This is a genomic window from Phormidesmis sp. 146-33 (assembly GCF_052939515.1).
The window spans coordinates 14,699-30,502 of the sequence record NZ_JBJPHU010000015.1 but is presented as its reverse complement, the minus strand read 5'-3'; the positions used below and the strand labels follow the sequence as shown (position 1 = coordinate 30,502).

15 protein-coding genes are annotated in these 15,804 nt (G+C 48.1%); 9 read left to right on the top strand and 6 right to left on the bottom strand.

What is annotated here, in order from left to right; genetic code table 11:
- Window positions 1-135 precede the first annotated feature (135 nt).
- Entirely contained in the window at window positions 136-660 is a 525-nt protein-coding gene (locus tag ACJ2PR_RS08530; RefSeq protein WP_446859194.1) for a GrpB family protein, read from the top strand.
- Between the two features lie 62 nt (window positions 661-722).
- Here the strand turns inward: ACJ2PR_RS08530 and ACJ2PR_RS08525 are convergent, their stop codons facing one another.
- The gene (locus ACJ2PR_RS08525) at window positions 723-1,052 is read right to left on the bottom strand and encodes a TIGR03792 family protein (RefSeq protein WP_446871386.1); all 330 of its coding nucleotides are present in this window, start codon (window positions 1,050-1,052) and stop codon (window positions 723-725) included.
- Window positions 1,053-1,261: 209 nt separating this feature from the next.
- Here ACJ2PR_RS08525 and ACJ2PR_RS08520 point away from each other — a divergent pair, with 209 nt between their 5' ends.
- The 5 genes from ACJ2PR_RS08520 to ACJ2PR_RS08500 all read left to right on the top strand — a co-directional run bounded on the left by ACJ2PR_RS08520 (window position 1,262) and on the right by ACJ2PR_RS08500 (window position 5,141).
- Window positions 1,262-1,576 carry a phasin family protein gene (locus ACJ2PR_RS08520; protein WP_446871387.1) on the top strand — a complete coding sequence of 105 codons (315 nt, stop codon included), beginning with the start codon at window positions 1,262-1,264 and terminating at the stop codon, window positions 1,574-1,576.
- Between the two features lie 43 nt (window positions 1,577-1,619).
- Window positions 1,620-2,153 (top strand): FKBP-type peptidyl-prolyl cis-trans isomerase, encoded by a 534-nt coding sequence (locus tag ACJ2PR_RS08515; protein WP_446871388.1) that lies wholly within the window; start codon window positions 1,620-1,622, stop codon window positions 2,151-2,153.
- Between the two features lie 114 nt (window positions 2,154-2,267).
- Window positions 2,268-3,116 carry an S-formylglutathione hydrolase gene (gene fghA / locus ACJ2PR_RS08510; protein ID WP_446876712.1) on the top strand — a complete coding sequence of 283 codons (849 nt, stop codon included), beginning with the start codon at window positions 2,268-2,270 and terminating at the stop codon, window positions 3,114-3,116.
- Between the two features lie 47 nt (window positions 3,117-3,163).
- On the top strand, window positions 3,164-4,693 hold the full coding sequence (locus ACJ2PR_RS08505) for an AAA family ATPase (protein WP_446876711.1): 1,530 nt from the start codon (window positions 3,164-3,166) through the stop codon (window positions 4,691-4,693).
- Between the two features lie 37 nt (window positions 4,694-4,730).
- On the top strand, window positions 4,731-5,141 hold the full coding sequence (locus ACJ2PR_RS08500; RefSeq protein ID WP_446876710.1) for a DUF1257 domain-containing protein: 411 nt from the start codon (window positions 4,731-4,733) through the stop codon (window positions 5,139-5,141).
- A gap of 222 nt (window positions 5,142-5,363) precedes the next feature.
- On the opposite strand, the gene ACJ2PR_RS08495 is transcribed toward ACJ2PR_RS08500, so the two are convergent.
- From ACJ2PR_RS08495 to ACJ2PR_RS08475, 5 genes are all read right to left on the bottom strand, one after another.
- The gene (locus ACJ2PR_RS08495; protein ID WP_446859187.1) at window positions 5,364-6,347 is read right to left on the bottom strand and encodes an RNA polymerase sigma factor, RpoD/SigA family; all 984 of its coding nucleotides are present in this window, start codon (window positions 6,345-6,347) and stop codon (window positions 5,364-5,366) included.
- Between the two features lie 1,041 nt (window positions 6,348-7,388).
- Window positions 7,389-9,104, bottom strand: a complete 1,716-nt coding sequence (locus ACJ2PR_RS08490; protein WP_446859186.1) for a helicase HerA domain-containing protein — start codon at window positions 9,102-9,104, stop codon at window positions 7,389-7,391.
- A gap of 70 nt (window positions 9,105-9,174) precedes the next feature.
- The gene (locus ACJ2PR_RS08485) at window positions 9,175-9,843 is read right to left on the bottom strand and encodes a retron system putative HNH endonuclease (protein ID WP_446876709.1); all 669 of its coding nucleotides are present in this window, start codon (window positions 9,841-9,843) and stop codon (window positions 9,175-9,177) included.
- Complete coding sequence (locus ACJ2PR_RS08480; RefSeq protein ID WP_446876708.1) at window positions 9,840-11,225, bottom strand: AAA family ATPase; 1,386 nt, start codon at window positions 11,223-11,225, stop codon at window positions 9,840-9,842. The genes ACJ2PR_RS08485 and ACJ2PR_RS08480 overlap by 4 nt, the downstream gene beginning before the upstream one ends.
- Before the next feature lie 53 nt (window positions 11,226-11,278).
- Window positions 11,279-12,073, bottom strand: a complete 795-nt coding sequence (locus ACJ2PR_RS08475; RefSeq protein ID WP_446876707.1) for a glutathione S-transferase family protein — start codon at window positions 12,071-12,073, stop codon at window positions 11,279-11,281.
- A gap of 277 nt (window positions 12,074-12,350) precedes the next feature.
- Here ACJ2PR_RS08475 and ACJ2PR_RS08470 point away from each other — a divergent pair, with 277 nt between their 5' ends.
- From ACJ2PR_RS08470 to ACJ2PR_RS08460, 3 genes are all read left to right on the top strand, one after another.
- Complete coding sequence (locus ACJ2PR_RS08470) at window positions 12,351-13,313, top strand: hypothetical protein (RefSeq protein WP_446876706.1); 963 nt, start codon at window positions 12,351-12,353, stop codon at window positions 13,311-13,313.
- Between the two features lie 257 nt (window positions 13,314-13,570).
- Window positions 13,571-14,488, top strand: a complete 918-nt coding sequence (locus ACJ2PR_RS08465) for a 50S ribosomal protein L11 methyltransferase (RefSeq protein ID WP_446876705.1) — start codon at window positions 13,571-13,573, stop codon at window positions 14,486-14,488.
- Between the two features lie 432 nt (window positions 14,489-14,920).
- A complete protein-coding gene (locus tag ACJ2PR_RS08460) occupies window positions 14,921-15,538 on the top strand; it encodes a superoxide dismutase (protein WP_446876704.1) in 618 nt (205 codons plus the stop codon).
- Window positions 15,539-15,804 lie beyond the last annotated feature (266 nt).

The following is a 15,804-nucleotide window of genomic DNA, read 5'->3' as shown; positions in this document are numbered from 1 at the left end:
GAGTGAGGAGGAAAATCCTAATTTATTGTTAGCTGACTTCGGTTACAGATGGCCGTAGTTTAGAGGTGGTCGGTGAAAAGTTCAGCATTAGGGTGTACTTTGTTTGAAAGCTGAGTCCACCTCATAAACAAACCAATGGATGAAGTCGTTCTTGTCGAGTACGATCCACGCTGGTCACTCATGTTTGAAGAGGAAGCAGCGCGAGTTGCCAGCGTTTTGAGTAGAGATCTTGTCGTTCGCATTGACCATATTGGCAGCACGGCAGTACCAGGATTGGTCGCGAAGCCAATTATTGATTTGTTAGTGAGCGTTCAGTCTCTCGTTGCAGCACGGCAATCAGCGGTTTCTCCATTAGAAAAGTTGGGCTACTCCTATTGGTTCGACAATCCTGATCCTCAACGAATGTTTTTTGTCAAAGGTTTACCGCCCAACAGTCCACGTACTCATCATATCCACATTGTTGAATCGGGTAGTATATTGCTGGAACGCTTGCTCTTTCGAGATTATCTCCGAGAACATCCAGACGAAGCATTACGGTATGCCCAATTAAAGCACTGTCTTGCTGAACAGTTCCCAACTGACCGAGAAGCTTACACGAGTGGTAAAACAGAGTATGTACAGTCCGTAATGAAGAAAGTGCGACAAGAGCCAGCTAGTTGAGCGTGATTCAAAGACTTGGCAGTTGCGGATTTAAGAACGCGCTGGAGAGATATTGGGTGGAATTAGTCTGAGCGGCCCAAGAATTTTCTCACTTGATATTCGCTTTCTTGAGTAAAGGGGAAGGATTGACCCATCGCTGCGGTAAATTGGCGATCGGTTTCTACCAGTTCCTCAGTTGGAATTGATTTCCAGGCATCGTGGTCGGCCCAATGAATCACCATCACAATCTCGGTCGCGTCGTTGGGATTGATCCAGACTTCTTTACCGACAAATCCAGGATACTTTGAGAGAATAGGTGTCCAAATTTCAGTGTCTTTTTGGATGTACTGCTCTCGCAACTCTGGGGGCACGTTTACCTTTAGCCACTCGATCACCACGATTGAATCACTCACAGCGACAACGATTTAGACGTTAGCAGAGAAATCTACAAAAATCTGGAATTTCTTCCATTAGGAATAGGGCTAGACAGGGTAAAGTCAGAGTCGATCGAGGGACGGTAAACCCCTCTCTCCGACCTTCGTCCGATTTGACAAAATAAGAAAGTAGGCCAAAAAGCCTGGACTGTCAAAACCGCTTCAGCGTCCGACATAGGAATGCAAATATGGATAACAATTGGTTGACACAAATACTGATGATTGGGGTGGGCACGACTTCTCTGGTTGCCGAAAAGCTAAAAGAAGTGAGCGATGAATGGGTGAGAGACGGCAAACTCAACCCCGAACAGGCCAAAGGCTTTGTCGATGATTTGATGGCCCAACTCAAGCAGGGCAACTTTGAGGCGCAAATGCAGCGTCAGATGAAAAACGTTTTGCAAGATCTGGGTGTCCCCCGTCAGGCTGAAATGGACGAACTGCGCGGACGACTCGATCGCTTAGAACGTCAAATTCGAGATTTGGAAAACAAGCTCTGGAAATAGGGATGTGAGAAAATAAACGAGACACATTTCAGGAGGTCTGGTTTTGAAAGAGATTTTAATCAGCTTCGGGGTCATGGTGGCTTGCTGCGTCGTTTTGGTGGTGGCACAGGTTACCAATCGCACGACGGCGATCGCGGGCACCTTGCCGACCACAACTCAACCCACCGATGAACAGCCCGTTTTGGTCGCTGAAACTCCTAAGCCGATGGCGGCCCCCGTAACCCAACCGGAGACAAAAAAAATGGTGAAGACTGAATCAGGGCTGCAATATGTGGACGAAGTGGAAGGCACAGGGGCGGCTCCCCAACCTGGACAGACGGTGACCGTTCACTATACGGGGACGCTGACCGATGGCACCAAGTTTGATAGTTCTCGCGATCGTGGCGAACCGTTCAAGTTCAAAATTGGCGTGGGTCAGGTGATCAAGGGTTGGGATGAAGGGGTTGGCACGATGAAGGTGGGCGGCCGTCGTCAGTTGACGATTCCTCCAGATTTGGGCTACGGCACTCGCGGCATTGGCCCGATTCCGCCTAATTCAACTCTATTGTTTGATGTGGAATTGCTGAAGGTCGGTTAATAAACTGAAAAGTAATCTGAGTCCGTGGTCGGGAACGATCGCGGATTTTTTATGACCTTCTGAGATCCTTTAAGATCAAGCAGTGGTCTGCACCGTTTTTCTGTATCGCTTTTTATGTCTCAGTCGCTCAACCTGATCAGCGAAAGTCGATGTTTTGAGGGAACGATCGCGTTCTATTCTCACCATTCGACGACCTGCAATAGTCTCATGAAGTTCTCGGTCTATCAGCCTCCTCAAGCTGCGTTGGCTCCCGTTCCAGTTCTCTATTTTCTCTCTGGTCTGACCTGTAGCGAAGAAAATTTTATGGTCAAATCGGGGGCACAGCGCTTGGCGGCTCAAGTTGGGTTGATGCTTGTCGCTCCGGATACGAGTCCGCGCAATACGGGCACGCCTGGGGAAGATGACGATTGGGATTTTGGGACGGGTGCAGGATTTTATGTGGATGCGATCGTCGCTCCCTGGAATGCTCACTATCAGATGTATCGCTATGTCACTCAAGAATTACCGACGTTGATCGAGCAGAATTTCCCCGTTCTTCCTGATAAGCAGGGGATCTTTGGGCATTCGATGGGCGGTCATGGGGCATTGGTGGCAGCATTGCGAAACCCCGATCGCTACCAATCGGTTTCGGCATTTGCTCCGATCGTCACTCCCATTCAGTCTCCGTGGGGACAAAAAGCGTTTAGCCGTTATTTGGGAATGAATCAAGCCGATTGGCAAGCGTATGATGCGAGTGAGTTGGTTCGGGTTGGAAGGCGCGATCGCTTGATTCTCATTGACCAGGGAACCAGTGATTCTTTTCTCAACACGCAGCTATTCCCTCAGGCGTTTGAAAAAATTTGTGCTGAGGTTGGTCAGCCGCTCACCCTGCGAATGCAATCTGGGTACGATCACAGTTACTACTTCATTGCAACTTTTGTTGAAGATCACATTCGTCACCATGCAAAGTTTTTGTGCTCTTAAGCGTTTAACTAAGTACTTTCGGTAGCGTTCTAAATTCAATAAACTCGATGATTGCTAACTTCTCGCCTCACCAAGCTCTGATCGAACAGATTGATCTGATGATTCGGGCCCGCTATCCGTTGCTCTACATTGTTGCTGTCGAAGAAGAACCCGTTGAAGCCGTTTTGCAGCAAGTTGCGACTCAATCTCAGCCCCATCGCCTCGTTCTTTTATGGGATATCGTGCGGGGTTGGAGCGACAACGGGGCCGACAAAGGAACGGTAATGGCAGCGCTCAGTCGCATTGGTAAAACTGCCTCAGAAGACAACACAATCTACGTGCTGCGCGACTTACATCCGATTCTCAAAGCCTCAACCAGCGATAAAAATGCGCCCGTCGTGCGCGAACTCAAGAATCTGATGCGAGAACTCAAGCGCAGCCGAAGCACGATCGTTCTCCTCAGTCCCACGTTAGAACTGCCTGCCGAGCTTGCTGAACAGGTGACGGTGATTGACTTTCCCTTTCCGATCGCTGCTGAGATCGATCATCTAATTGCCAAGTTGGTGGCCCCCGAAAAACTCAAACTGACGGGACTGGCACGAGAACAACTAGTCAAAGCTTGTCAGGGATTGAGCCGATCGCGAATTCAGCAAGTTTTGGCCAAAGCGATCGCCGCCAAACAACAGGTGAATGAATCCGACATCGCAGGCGTATTAGATGCCAAAAAACAAGCCATTCGCCAAACGGGAATTCTGGAATTTTTTACCCCACAAGACTCGCTCAAAAGTGTGGGCGGATTGGACAATCTCAAACAGTGGGTGAGAATGCGTCAGGATGTGTTTACCGAAGAAGCGCGTCGCTATGGCATTCCCAATCCCAAAGGTGTCCTGCTGGTGGGCATTCAGGGCACGGGAAAATCACTCTCGGCAAAAACGATCGCCCACGAATGGCGGCTTCCTTTGGTGCGGTTGGACAGCGGCCGACTGTTTGGCGGAATGGTTGGTGAAAGTGAAAGTCGAGTCAGGCAGATGATTCAGTTAGTGGAAGCGATCGCTCCCTGCGTGTTGTGGATTGACGAAATCGATAAGGCGTTTGGCAATATCACCAGTGGCCGAGATGGCGATTCGGGGACAAGTCGGCGCGTGTTTGGCAGTCTGATTACGTGGATGCAGGAAAAAACGAGTCCGGTCTTCATTGTGGCAACGGCGAATAATGTCCAGATTTTGCCTGCCGAACTGATGCGAAAAGGGCGATTTGACGAAGTGTTTTTCTTAAATTTGCCAACTCAAGCAGAACGTCAAGAAATCTTCAAAGTACATCTACAACGGTTGCGCCCCAATCGCTTGAGAGAATTTGACTTAGAAAAATTAGCCTGGACATCTCGAAATTTTAGCGGTGCCGAAATCGAACAGGTGATCATTGATGGAATGCACCGGGCCTTCGGAAAAAGTTGCACGGGAGAACGCCAAGATTTCACGACGATCGACATTCTAGACGCAATTCAAGAAACCGTTCCGTTAGCCTCAATCTCCAACGAACAGATAGAATCGCTACAACGCTGGGCAGAACAGGCAGGCGCAAGAAGTGCATCAGTTTGAGGTCTAAAGTTTAATCAGATTAGATACCAGGAGATTTATGTCACACTTCACATCGATTAGAACGCAAATCAAAAATCTGGATGCCTTAAAAAAAGCGCTGTCTGATCTGGGATTCAAACAGGTTGAGATTCACAACACGGCTAGAAATCTGTATGGCTATCAGGGAGACGTGCGATCGCAAACCGCAGAAGTAATCATTCGTCGTCAGTTTATTGGAGCGCTGAGTAACGATATTGGCTTCAAACAGCAGGCTGACGGAACCTATGAAGCGGTGATTTCTGAATACGATCGCAAACACTATTCTCAACAATGGCTCAATCACTTAATGCAACGCTACGGTTATCACACCTTGATCAGTAGTGCATCGGAACAGGGATTTGCGATCGAAGAACAGGAAACCCTGGAAGACGGTACGATCCGCGTCGTCGTTGCTAAATGGAATGGCTGAGTAGGAGGGATGAGGGATGAAAACAATTAGTTTACTTATACTTCAAAGTCCCCCAGAATGGAGGTTTGGGGTAGAAGCGCTCAATACCACAGCGAAAAATCTCCTCAAACTCAAAGTGAGATCCCCAACCTCTCATCAAAGTCAGGGATCTCGCAGGCTTATGTTTTTGGAAGCTTATTTTTTAAAGGAAGCGGACTCCTGTAAAACTCACTTCCCTCAGTCCTAGCTGGCCACGTACTCGCGCACACTGGCCTTGCGACGACGCAGATTATCTAACGCTTGGCGCTCAAGCTGCCGAACGCGCTCACGGCTTAGATTCAACCGCTCACCGACCTTGGCTAGAGAAAGCTCGTGACCATCCGCCAACCCATACCGCAGATTGAGAACTTCTCGCTGCTGAGGAGTCAACTCTGTCATTAGATTCTCTAGATCGTGACGCAGAAATTCTTGCGCCAGATACGTCTCCGGAGAAGGGCCGTCGTCTTCGAGCAGATCTTGTAGCTCGGTGTCTTGATTGTCGCCCACGCGCAGATCGAGTGAGACAGGCTGACGAGACATCAACAAAAACTCACGAATCTGCTCTGGCTCTAGCTCAAGCTTTTTGGCAATCTCACCTGCCGTCGCACTCCGACCCAGTTCTTGAGCCAGTTCGCGCTGGACTTTCTTGATCTTGTTGAGCTTCTCAGTGATGTGAATCGGTAGACGAATCGTGCGGGCTTGTTGAGCGATCGCTCTCGTAATCGCCTGACGAATCCACCAGTAAGCGTAGGTCGAGAACTTGTAGCCGCGAGTCGGATCAAACTTCTCAACGCCGCGCTCTAAACCGAGAGAACCTTCCTGAATTAGATCTAGAAACTCAAGGTTGCGCTTTTGGTACTTTTTGGCGATCGACACCACGAGGCGCAGGTTGGCTTCGATCATCTTTTGCTTGGCACGACGACCGCGCTGGAAAATGCCATTGAGTTCTGGTTCGCTAATCGAAACATGCTCGGCAAACTCTTCTGAGGTCGGTTCGTGATCCAACGTCTTGGCAAGGGCTTCTTTCTTTTCTTGCAGCGCCATCATCTGCTGCACCTGCTTGCCATAAACAATTTCTTGCTCGTGGGTCAGCATCGGTACGCGACCAATCTCGTGCAAGTAAGTCCGAACCATATCTGCCGAAAAGGTGGACTTAGTAGTCTTTGATTTGGAATTGGCAGTGGCCATGGTTGCAGTGAACTCCGTAAACGAAAATCTGTGGGGCGATCTGAAATCTGTGGCGGACAAGCTTAACCATGCAGGTTAGCGAGGAGAAAGGTAGAGGTCATCTCTCCATGTAAAGAGGTCGAGAGACGGAACTTAAAAGCTACAAGGGTGAATGAGGATGTGGAGAAAGCTCAAACTCTGGATTCAACTGACCTAAAAAATGTAACGATCGCAGGTAAAGCTATATGTCGAAGTCAGTATGAGTTCATCTTTTATATAGTATTACAAATTTTAGCTGGAGTAAAGGGGAATGAATTCACCCGACAGGATGAACCTGGAAACAATTTTCTAGCGATGAAACTAGACGAATTTGCAGTCAACAAACTGGACTTGGCGCTGAACGAGTGAGAAATTGGAGGGGAGGAACTGGACATTGGTGACTCTCTCTATAATGCCGTAGCAATCCATTCTTGAATAGTCTCGCCACATGAGGAAAACCGAACCTTTTCTTTGATAACTTGGAGGGGTAGCCGAACAAATATGAAAAGATAATGAAATGAGCCTGAGTCCTTGTGATCTCTAGCTTTGAGCGATTTTGTTAGGATGCGAAAGGTATCATTGAGGGGTTGAGTAAATTGGTTAAATAATTCTGCTATTTTCTACTAATACAGCAACAATATGACATGAGTATGTCACCAACCGATTTGGTCAGTTTGGTTGAGAAGTTTTAAGCTAAAAAAGCTGTAGAATCCTGTACTTTCAACGGATCAGACTGATTTTGACCTGACGAACAATCAACGGGCGATCGTACTTCAGAGCAACCCACCGCGGCTAGTGACGATCGTCATGAATCTCAAAGTTGTAACCAAAACGTACTACAAGATTTAACGTCAGTTCGATGAGAGTGACTCGCTTCGTTTCAATCGGCTTCAGCCCCCTAAATCCCCCACAAGTGAGGGACTTTGAACGAGAAATATTGTCTCAAAGTCCCCCAAAATTGGGGGGTTGGGGGGCAGAAGTGCTGAATAACGAAGTGAGAAAACTCCATCGAATTCACGTGATTTAGAATCCCAGATCAGCTTTAGCCGCTTCGGCCGCTTTAAACAGGGGGACATCGGGCATTTCTTCCCATGCAGTGTCGCCTACGGCGGCGTAGAAGGCATCGTCATAGGGACGGGTACGAATCACGACAGGCATCGGGACGGCATGACCGAGAATCAGCGCTTGCTGTTTGGAGTCGAGTTTGGCTAAAACCGATCGCAGACTTTGCCCACCCGAAACTCCGGTAAAAATTGCGTCGATGTCTTTTTCGTCATTCAGTAGGGCGGTGATGCGGGTGCCGATTTGAGACATGACTTCGTTATCGATGCCAGAGGGCCGCTGATCGACGACCAAAAGCGTGACGAAATATTTCCGCATTTCACGGGCGATCGTGCCAAAAATCGTCTGTCCCACCGTAGCGGGGTCGAGAAATCGGTGCGCTTCTTCGATGGTGACGACGAGTTGACGAGGGCGATCGCTGACGTTCTTGGTTTGCAAAAATTTCTCAGCTTTGCGAACGTAAGCCTGGTGAATCCGTCGAGCAATAATGTTGGTCGCCAGCATATAAGAGAGCAAATTGGACTGGGAACCAAATTCCACAACGACATGCTGACCGCTTTCGAGACATTCCAGCACTTGATCGACGTAGTTATGGGGGCAGCTATTGCGAATATATTTCAGGTCATCCAATCGCGTCAGTTTGCGCTGGAGTGCCATGATCGACGATTTGCTGCCCATCTTGGTTTCACAAAATTCTTGAATCTCACCGTTGCTCATGGTCAAAAGGCGATTGATCCAGGCTTTGCCAAACTCGTTTCTCAGAATCACAGCATTTTCTAGACTGGCTTCTGAAAGGTTCAGTTCTCCCCGCACCAGCATCAGATCTTCGACTTCTAGCTGGTCATAGCCGATGTAGAGTTCTTGAGCATCTTTGACCCCGCGCCGCTTGGTCGAATCGGGATCAAGGGTAAACATTTTCACCTGTCCCGGAAAGAGTTGTCGCAGTCCTTTGACCGTACTGAACTGTTTGCCTTCGCGAGTCGCCTCCCAGCCGTATTCTGAGTGCATGTCAAAAATCAGATTCACCGCTGCCTGTTTACGAATGATTCCCGACAAAAGCAGCCGAGTTAGAAACGATTTCCCGGTGCCAGACTTGCCAAAAACGCCGTTGCTGCGTTCGACAAAGCGATCGAGATCCAGACAAATCGGCACATCCATATCGATCGGCATTCCGATGGCAAAATTTCGCCGCGTCGGGTCGTCTTCCCACCCAAACACCGCCCGAAAATCTCGCTCACTGGCATCAAACACCTGACTAAAGTGACTGGGAATCGTCTTCACCGGAAGCAATTCGATATCTGCGCTGGAATTCGCTTCATAAGAGGCAAGTTTTGAGTCTTGAGTTTTGCGCTTTGAGGTTGCTTTCTTCGGCTCTCCTTCAGTTGGAGTAAACATCAACATGGGGGTGAGGTCGATCGTTCCATACGTGCCACTTCCAGCGAGAACTTCTTGCAAAAATGTGTTGCTCGGATCGGGGGGATTGGCGACAATGCGAGGGCTAGAAGTGCCTAACGAAACGTCGGTGAGCATACAGAAAAAGCGCGATCGCACCCCTTGCACCACCAAAAATTTGCCCACGCGCATCTCTTCAACCGACACGTCAGCATGGAGGCGCACTTCTAGCCCCTGACTCAAAGAACCCTGAATCACGGAGCCTAATGGTTTTTCTGGAATCATGCGAGTCACCGATCGACCTTCTGCCTGATCGTACCGCGATTCGTGTGAGTCAATACAAGCGTTCTATAGTTTAGAGGATGTATTGCTGTAGGCGGTAAACGATCGTCGCGCAAAAGCGACCGTATTTTCCTTTTTCGTCCAATTCTTCGTAGGACTGAATTAACTTTTGGGCTTCGTCGGGGGTCAGTCCGTCGGGAGGTTCGATCGCCTCGATAACTCTGGCTCTGGCTCTTCTCAAACTGCTGTAATCAAGACCCAACTGTTGAATAGTTTCTTGAGCAGCAGGCTGCATCGAAGCAATGTCGGATGTCAAAATCTGTCCATCTTTGGTGTATCTGAAGTAGTCAGCACAATTTTCGATGAGTGGTGAAATGGTGAGATTTTGGTCGTACCAGGCTCCTTTCTTTTGTCCACAGTGTTCTTGGGCTGGTTGACTGCCTGACTGAGAAGCTTCGTCTTCAGGGTATCCAGGACAAGAGGCTAGAAAATTGGTGTATTCCAGGGCAAGCTCTGGATAGTGTGTTCGAGGTTGAAAATGCTCAATGTGGCTGCTTTGGCGATCGATGCGTCTGCCGCAATAACAGCAAATGTAGCCTTGTTCGATCAGCAATGCCTCATGAGTTTCTGGTTTTTCTGGAGCTTGAAAGTTAGCCTCCCAGTCAGGTTTCCAATTTTCGTTTGCTTGTTTTTTCCAATTTGTGAAGTTTTGCGGCTCCTGATTTTTTTTGATGTACTTCATCGTCCCAAAACTTCTTTCCGTCGAATCAAAACTTCTGCTTTTGCAAACTCTGGCTCGTCGTATTTGACTAAATCCTCAAGCTCTTGCTGGAGTTTTTTTGCTTCCTCTAAATTACTATCTTCAATCAGTCGAAATAGTTTGCGAAGTTTGTCTTGAAATTCTGGCGATCGCTCCGACACATCCATCACATCCTCAAGGATTTGGTTGCTATCTCTTCCGTAGGTTTGTAGAGATTCAGCAATGATTCCTTCAGGAGTTGATTTGAGTTGATAAACCTTACCTTTGACTTCTCCTAATACTTGAGGCGAATGAGTCGTGACGATGAATTGGCAGTTTGGAAAGGTTCTAGTGAGCGCAGGAATGATCTCACGCTGCCACTTTGGATGAAGATGAAGTTCGATTTCGTCGATTAGGACAACGCCTTCACCTTGAAGCGGATCGGGTAAGCCAGGGTTGGCGATCGCCAGTCTCCGCGCCAGATCTCCCAACATCGCTAACAAACATTTCTCACCATCTGAAAGCTGATTAATAATCAATTCTTGACCCTGTTTTTGAACGGTCATTCTGAGGGGAGACCTTTTGATTCTTAAGTTAGATAATGCAGGCTGGAATGCAACAATACTTCTTCTTACTGTCGTCAACTGGTTATCTCGGTAGCTCGACTCTTGTGTTCTTAATTCGTTTTCCAGGTCTTCTTGATGTCTAAACCACTGGAAGAAAGCTTTGAAATCGATTCCTCTACCCAGTGCATCACTGTGGGCAGCAATTGGATCTGACGAATAATTTTCTGATAAAGATAACGGTACGTCAAGGACGGTTCGGTTTACAGGATAATAGACAACCAAAGGTAATCTAGCCCTCCCACCTGCTTTTACTTGGTTGTGCAATTCATCTACAATTGCTTGTGAAGCTAATTCCCTGTTTATTGCCAACTCGCGCAGTTTAGCTTTCACATCATCTGGAGCGATTATAAAATTAAAATTTTGAGTGGTATCAGCGCTTTGGACTTTTAGTTGCTCACCTATTTCTTCTAATATGTTACGGCTAAGTTCTAATAGTTGCTCTTCATTATGATTGCTATCAAGTGACCATTTTGTTATCTTTGCATTGAGTGAAACAGTGATGTCAACGTGAGTTTCTTCTTGACCACTCATAATGTCTTCACGTTTAAGTGAACGTTGTGAAGAACGCTGAAGATTTTGAGAATTCACCAGAGACTGAACTCTCTCAATTGGTTGGGCCAACAAAGTAGCTAGGCATTCAAGAATGCTGGATTTCCCAACGCCGTTGTTGCCAATTAATACATTAATTTGGGAGTCAAAATTTAGGGTTAGATTGTCGATGCCACGGAACGATCGCAGGGTCAAACTTTTGACTTTCATACTTCTCCAAGTGGGACAGACAACTTGCCCATCCCACAAACTTACCAGATCACTTAATCGATGTTGATCGAAGTCGGAGCCGCACCCGCAGGAGCCGCCGCAAACGGAGAAGCCTTGCGGAAATCAGCATAGAGCTTGTCACGCCACGCAAAAAACGGCTCAAACGTCCCAATATCCGCAATCCCCGAAACACCCTGACCCTTGAGCGACTCCGGAATCGTCAAATACGGGCCAGTCGGAAACTTGAGATACATCGACAACCCAGCCACCGCAAAATCAGCCAGCGTCGGCGTGTCTCCTTGTAGATAAGGCTGTTCCATCAAGATAAAGCACAGAGCCGTTAGATCCCGCTTGAGCGCTTCTTTAGCTGACTTAACCGCATCGGGGCCCATGCCCACACCCAACCCCAACACACTCAAAAACTCACCCGGAATCGCCCCCACTACATTCTTGACCACATCCGGGACAGAATTGGGCAACAACGCCGTCCGAAAGGTCTGATTGGTGCTGAGAGACCCCACGAGCGCTTTACGAGCATTGAGACCGATCGACTCATCTGCCCACTGCTCCATCAGCAAGCACAAGCCTTTTTGTTTGGGATCAGCCGGAATAATTGGCTTTTCGGGATATTTTTTGTCGAGATAGTCAGCGATCGCCGTTGAGTCTGCAATGACTTCGCTACCGTCTTTCAAAACCGGAACTTGACGCTGCCCCGACAGTTGGAAAAGCTCAATTTGTCCAACTCCTGGGGTCACTTCGATCTTGCGGTACTCTAAGCCCTTGTAGTCCAAGATTAGCCGCACTTTTTCGGCATAGTGGGACATCTCAAATTGGTATAACTCCAGCATAGTCAGCCTCCAAATTTTGGGTTGAGAGTATCACCGTTTATCTATATGTGCAGAAGACAATGTGATCCGTCTGCAAGAAGAATATACCTTAACGCTACGGATCAGAAGATTACATTGAGCCTAAGAGCGAATTTTTTAACTAGCTCTGCTAATTTTTCTAGCAACATTAGATCCCACCAGAGATAGACATTGACTAATCCCTATTGATAGAGAAGCGAAAGCTACTGATTTTTTAACCTTTTCAGTATACAGAATTACATCTTGCCTGGAGATTTTTATGAACTTACTGAATCACAACGGTTTAGCAAAACGCTTGTCTGCTTTGGTGGGAGCTGTAGGAACAGCCGCTTTGTTAGGCTTGCCCGCTCTGGCACAGGTCAACCCAAACCCCAGCATTTTTAATGAACCGCCTTACAATCGCAGTCAGTCTGGGCTAAGGCAAACCGGGACAAATCAAACTGGGACAAATCAAACTGGAATTAGTGCAGTTCAATGTCCTCCAGGCTATACGTCAGGTGGCGTTGGTGGCCCGATCGACTCCACTTCCAACCAGACTCAAACAAGGGGTAGCGCACCTTCTAACAGCAATTCGAGCCTATCAAGCGACGACGTGGCTTCTCAAGGCATTAATTCTCCTGCAAACTCTAACGCAAACCAGTTCCCCAACAGTGCAAATGCAGGCACCATCAATGGGAGCATCAATGAGCAGACCGCAAGCAGTGCCAACTCTAGCCCAACGAATTCGACGATGAATTCAACCAGCGATCGCTCCTCCAGCACGTCTGATCAATTTTCAGTTAACAATCCCAGACCAGCGATTCCTTATCGCACTAATGGGCCTGCGGGTACGGCTGGAAGAGAAGCCAGTTCTAACTTAGATGCCGCCAACTCTTCTAGAGTGATGAATTCTAGAGTGACGAATTCTGGAGCAATGAACAACTCAACCTCGATCGACAACCAGCGATCGAGCCGCTCGATTCTAGACGGGCAGTTTTCAGGAAGAAACCCCAGTGCAGCCTTAGCCTTCCGCGCCAATGGGCCTGCGGGTACAGCCGGAAAAGAAGCCAGCATGTCCTTGGATGCGTTTAACCGGGGTGGCGAACAGTCAATGATGCAGACTTCTGGAATGGGCGGTTCTTACAATTCCAGCAGCACACAAACCAACCAAAGTGCAACGCCTGTCCCCGTTGAATGTGTTCCCAGTAGCGGGGTTAACAACCAATCTGCCCCTTCGAGATAGCCCTAAACCGAGACTCTGATCTAGCGTAAGATGCTTGAGAAAAGGTAGGGAACCGACAATTTGCTTTCTAGTTGGGGCGTTGCTGAATCAGGGGATAAATTGCCCCAAAGCGGCGGGAAACCCAAGGTTCAAAGTCCCCCATTTTTGGGGGATTTAGGGGGCGAAAAGATGGACACTTCCCACAGATTTATCCCTCCAATCAGCAACGCCCTAGTTGGCTCTGCCTTTTCCTTCATCTTCACGTTGAGAAAAAAGTTATGTCCTGGATAGAATTGAGCCTCCATGCAACTTATGAAGCAGTTGATTGGGTGTGTACTCTGCTATCTACGGCTGACTTTACAGGGGACATTCAGATCACAAACTACACCACGGGAGAAGATTGGGCTTTTACACTTTGCTTGTATCTGCCCAACGATCGCCCCGCCGGAGGTCGAGCGGATGCGATCGCCAATCTGCTTTCTTCCCTGCATCGCACTCACATGACTACTGCCCTCGAAATCGCCATCGTTGAGGAGAAACCCGCTCCATGTAACCCGTTTGTCTATCGAATTGGACAACGGTTTGTGATGGTCAACTCTGCTCAACCTGTGCTTTTGCGGACAGGAGACATCTCCCTTCAAATCGAGACCAGTTTGAGCTTTGGCAGTGGGTTTCATCCTGCGACAAGACTAAGTTTGCAGCTACTTGAGCAGTTTGTTTCGCCCAACCTAAACGCTCTCGATTTGGGATCGGGATCAGGAATTTTGAGTGTGGCAATGGCCAAGCTAGGAGCCAAGGTTTTAGCACTGGACAATGATGCGATCGCCGTCGAATCCACTCAATCGACCGTCAATCTCAACCAGGTTACCGAGCAAGTCACCGTCAAAGCAGGCAGCCTGGGTATGGGAAGTGGGCTAGGTCACTGGATGGGTGGAGAAACTGACGAGACAACAGCTACTTTCACGCCTGAAGCTAGGTTTGATCTGATTGCCGCCAACATTTTTGCACGGGTACACATCGCTCTCGCTTCAGACTTTCAGAAGGCATTGCGTCCAGCGGGCTTGTTGATTGCGGCGGGCTTTACAGACGATCGCACAACAGACGTTTCTCAGGCTTTGGAGAAAGTAGGGTTTGAGGCGATCGAGACTCAACGGCTGGATGAATGGGTTGCGTTGGCTTATCGATTGAAGGGGTGAGGGAGGGCTTTGCCCCGCATTCGCGAGGAGGGATGGCTGCGATCGACGGGTTAATGTGACTTCTCATTTCTTGCTTGATATTTGAGTGCTTCTAATCCTTTAGTGAGATTTAATCTTATTAGAGCCAGGCGAGAAATTTTCGCGAAAACTCTGAAAGTTCTGATTTCTGGGAGTTTGAGAACTACTTGCTTAAATTAATTTTTGATTTATGGGCAAAAACTTAGGAGGTATTGATGCAATTCAAAATCATAACGACTATGATTTAAGAAGAGAGAACAAGCATCGAAGATTTGGTTTCTGCTCCTCAAATTTCTGCCGCTCGATTTCTGCCGCTCAAACGTGCGACTGATTGGATAGCAGAACGGCTTGCTTCATCTCAAAACTTTCTCACCCTCCTCTCAACTCAACTTGTCCTGTTTAGGAGACTCCAACGTGGCTTACGAATTAGCTCCACTTCCTTATGACTACGCTGCTTTAGAGCCTTACATTGACGCTCAGACCATGCAGATTCACCACGACAAGCACCATGCTGCCTATGTCAACAACCTCAACGCTGCTCTGCAAAACCATTCTGATCTGCAAAGCAAAAGTGTCGAAGAGTTGGTCAAAATGCTAGACACCATTCCTGAAGAGGTGCGAGGTGCTGTGCGTAACAATGCAGGTGGGCACGTCAACCACACCATGTTTTGGCAAATCATGAAGCCCAACGGCGGCGGCGAACCGACCGGAGATTTGGCGGGCGCGATCGACCAGACTTTTGGCAATTTCGACAATTTTCGGCAACAGTTCAACGATGCGGGGGTCAAGCGATTTGGGAGTGGCTGGGTGTGGCTCGTCTCAAACCCTCAAGGCAATCTGCAAATCACCTCAACGCCTAACCAGGACAGTCCGCTAACTGAAGGTCACTACCCCATTTTTGGTAACGACGTTTGGGAACACGCTTACTATCTCAAATATCAAAACCGCCGTCCCGACTACCTCAACGCCTGGTGGAACGTACTCAACTGGGATGAGATCAATCGTCGATTTGCAGCTAGATCGGTCGCTTAAAACTCCATGAGTTCGATGAAGCCTTTGTGCTTTGCTACTTTCTTCTGCCTCCCAAGCTGCCAATTCTAGGGGACTATGTGGAAACCCCTTGCGGGTATTCTGAAGCGCGAAGCAAAAAATTTTATCGATGACTTTATCAACTGGCCTGGTCTTGCGATCGGGCTTTTTTTGCGTTTAAACGAATCTCTCCTGATTCTGATCAAGTCCAGATGTTATTTGATCCACGATCCTTAGCGTTTAAACTAGAACAGATTCTAGAAGGTCAA

Bases quoted from the DNA above. Each gene is read 5' to 3' on its own strand.
- ACJ2PR_RS08530 (WP_446859194.1), top strand. From the start codon at position 136: ATGGATGAAGTCGTTCTTGTCGAGTACGATCCACGCTGGTCACTCATG.
- ACJ2PR_RS08520 (WP_446871387.1), top strand. From the start codon at position 1,262: ATGGATAACAATTGGTTGACACAAATACTGATGATTGGGGTGGGCACG.
- fghA (WP_446876712.1), top strand. From the start codon at position 2,268: ATGTCTCAGTCGCTCAACCTGATCAGCGAAAGTCGATGTTTTGAGGGA.
- ACJ2PR_RS08505 (WP_446876711.1), top strand. From the start codon at position 3,164: ATGATTGCTAACTTCTCGCCTCACCAAGCTCTGATCGAACAGATTGAT.
- ACJ2PR_RS08500 (WP_446876710.1), top strand. From the start codon at position 4,731: ATGTCACACTTCACATCGATTAGAACGCAAATCAAAAATCTGGATGCC.
- ACJ2PR_RS08495 (WP_446859187.1), bottom strand. From the start codon at position 6,347: ATGGCCACTGCCAATTCCAAATCAAAGACTACTAAGTCCACCTTTTCG.
- ACJ2PR_RS08490 (WP_446859186.1), bottom strand. From the start codon at position 9,104: ATGATTCCAGAAAAACCATTAGGCTCCGTGATTCAGGGTTCTTTGAGT.
- ACJ2PR_RS08485 (WP_446876709.1), bottom strand. From the start codon at position 9,843: ATGAAGTACATCAAAAAAAATCAGGAGCCGCAAAACTTCACAAATTGG.
- ACJ2PR_RS08480 (WP_446876708.1), bottom strand. From the start codon at position 11,225: ATGAAAGTCAAAAGTTTGACCCTGCGATCGTTCCGTGGCATCGACAAT.
- ACJ2PR_RS08475 (WP_446876707.1), bottom strand. From the start codon at position 12,073: ATGCTGGAGTTATACCAATTTGAGATGTCCCACTATGCCGAAAAAGTG.
- ACJ2PR_RS08470 (WP_446876706.1), top strand. From the start codon at position 12,351: ATGAACTTACTGAATCACAACGGTTTAGCAAAACGCTTGTCTGCTTTG.
- ACJ2PR_RS08465 (WP_446876705.1), top strand. From the start codon at position 13,571: ATGTCCTGGATAGAATTGAGCCTCCATGCAACTTATGAAGCAGTTGAT.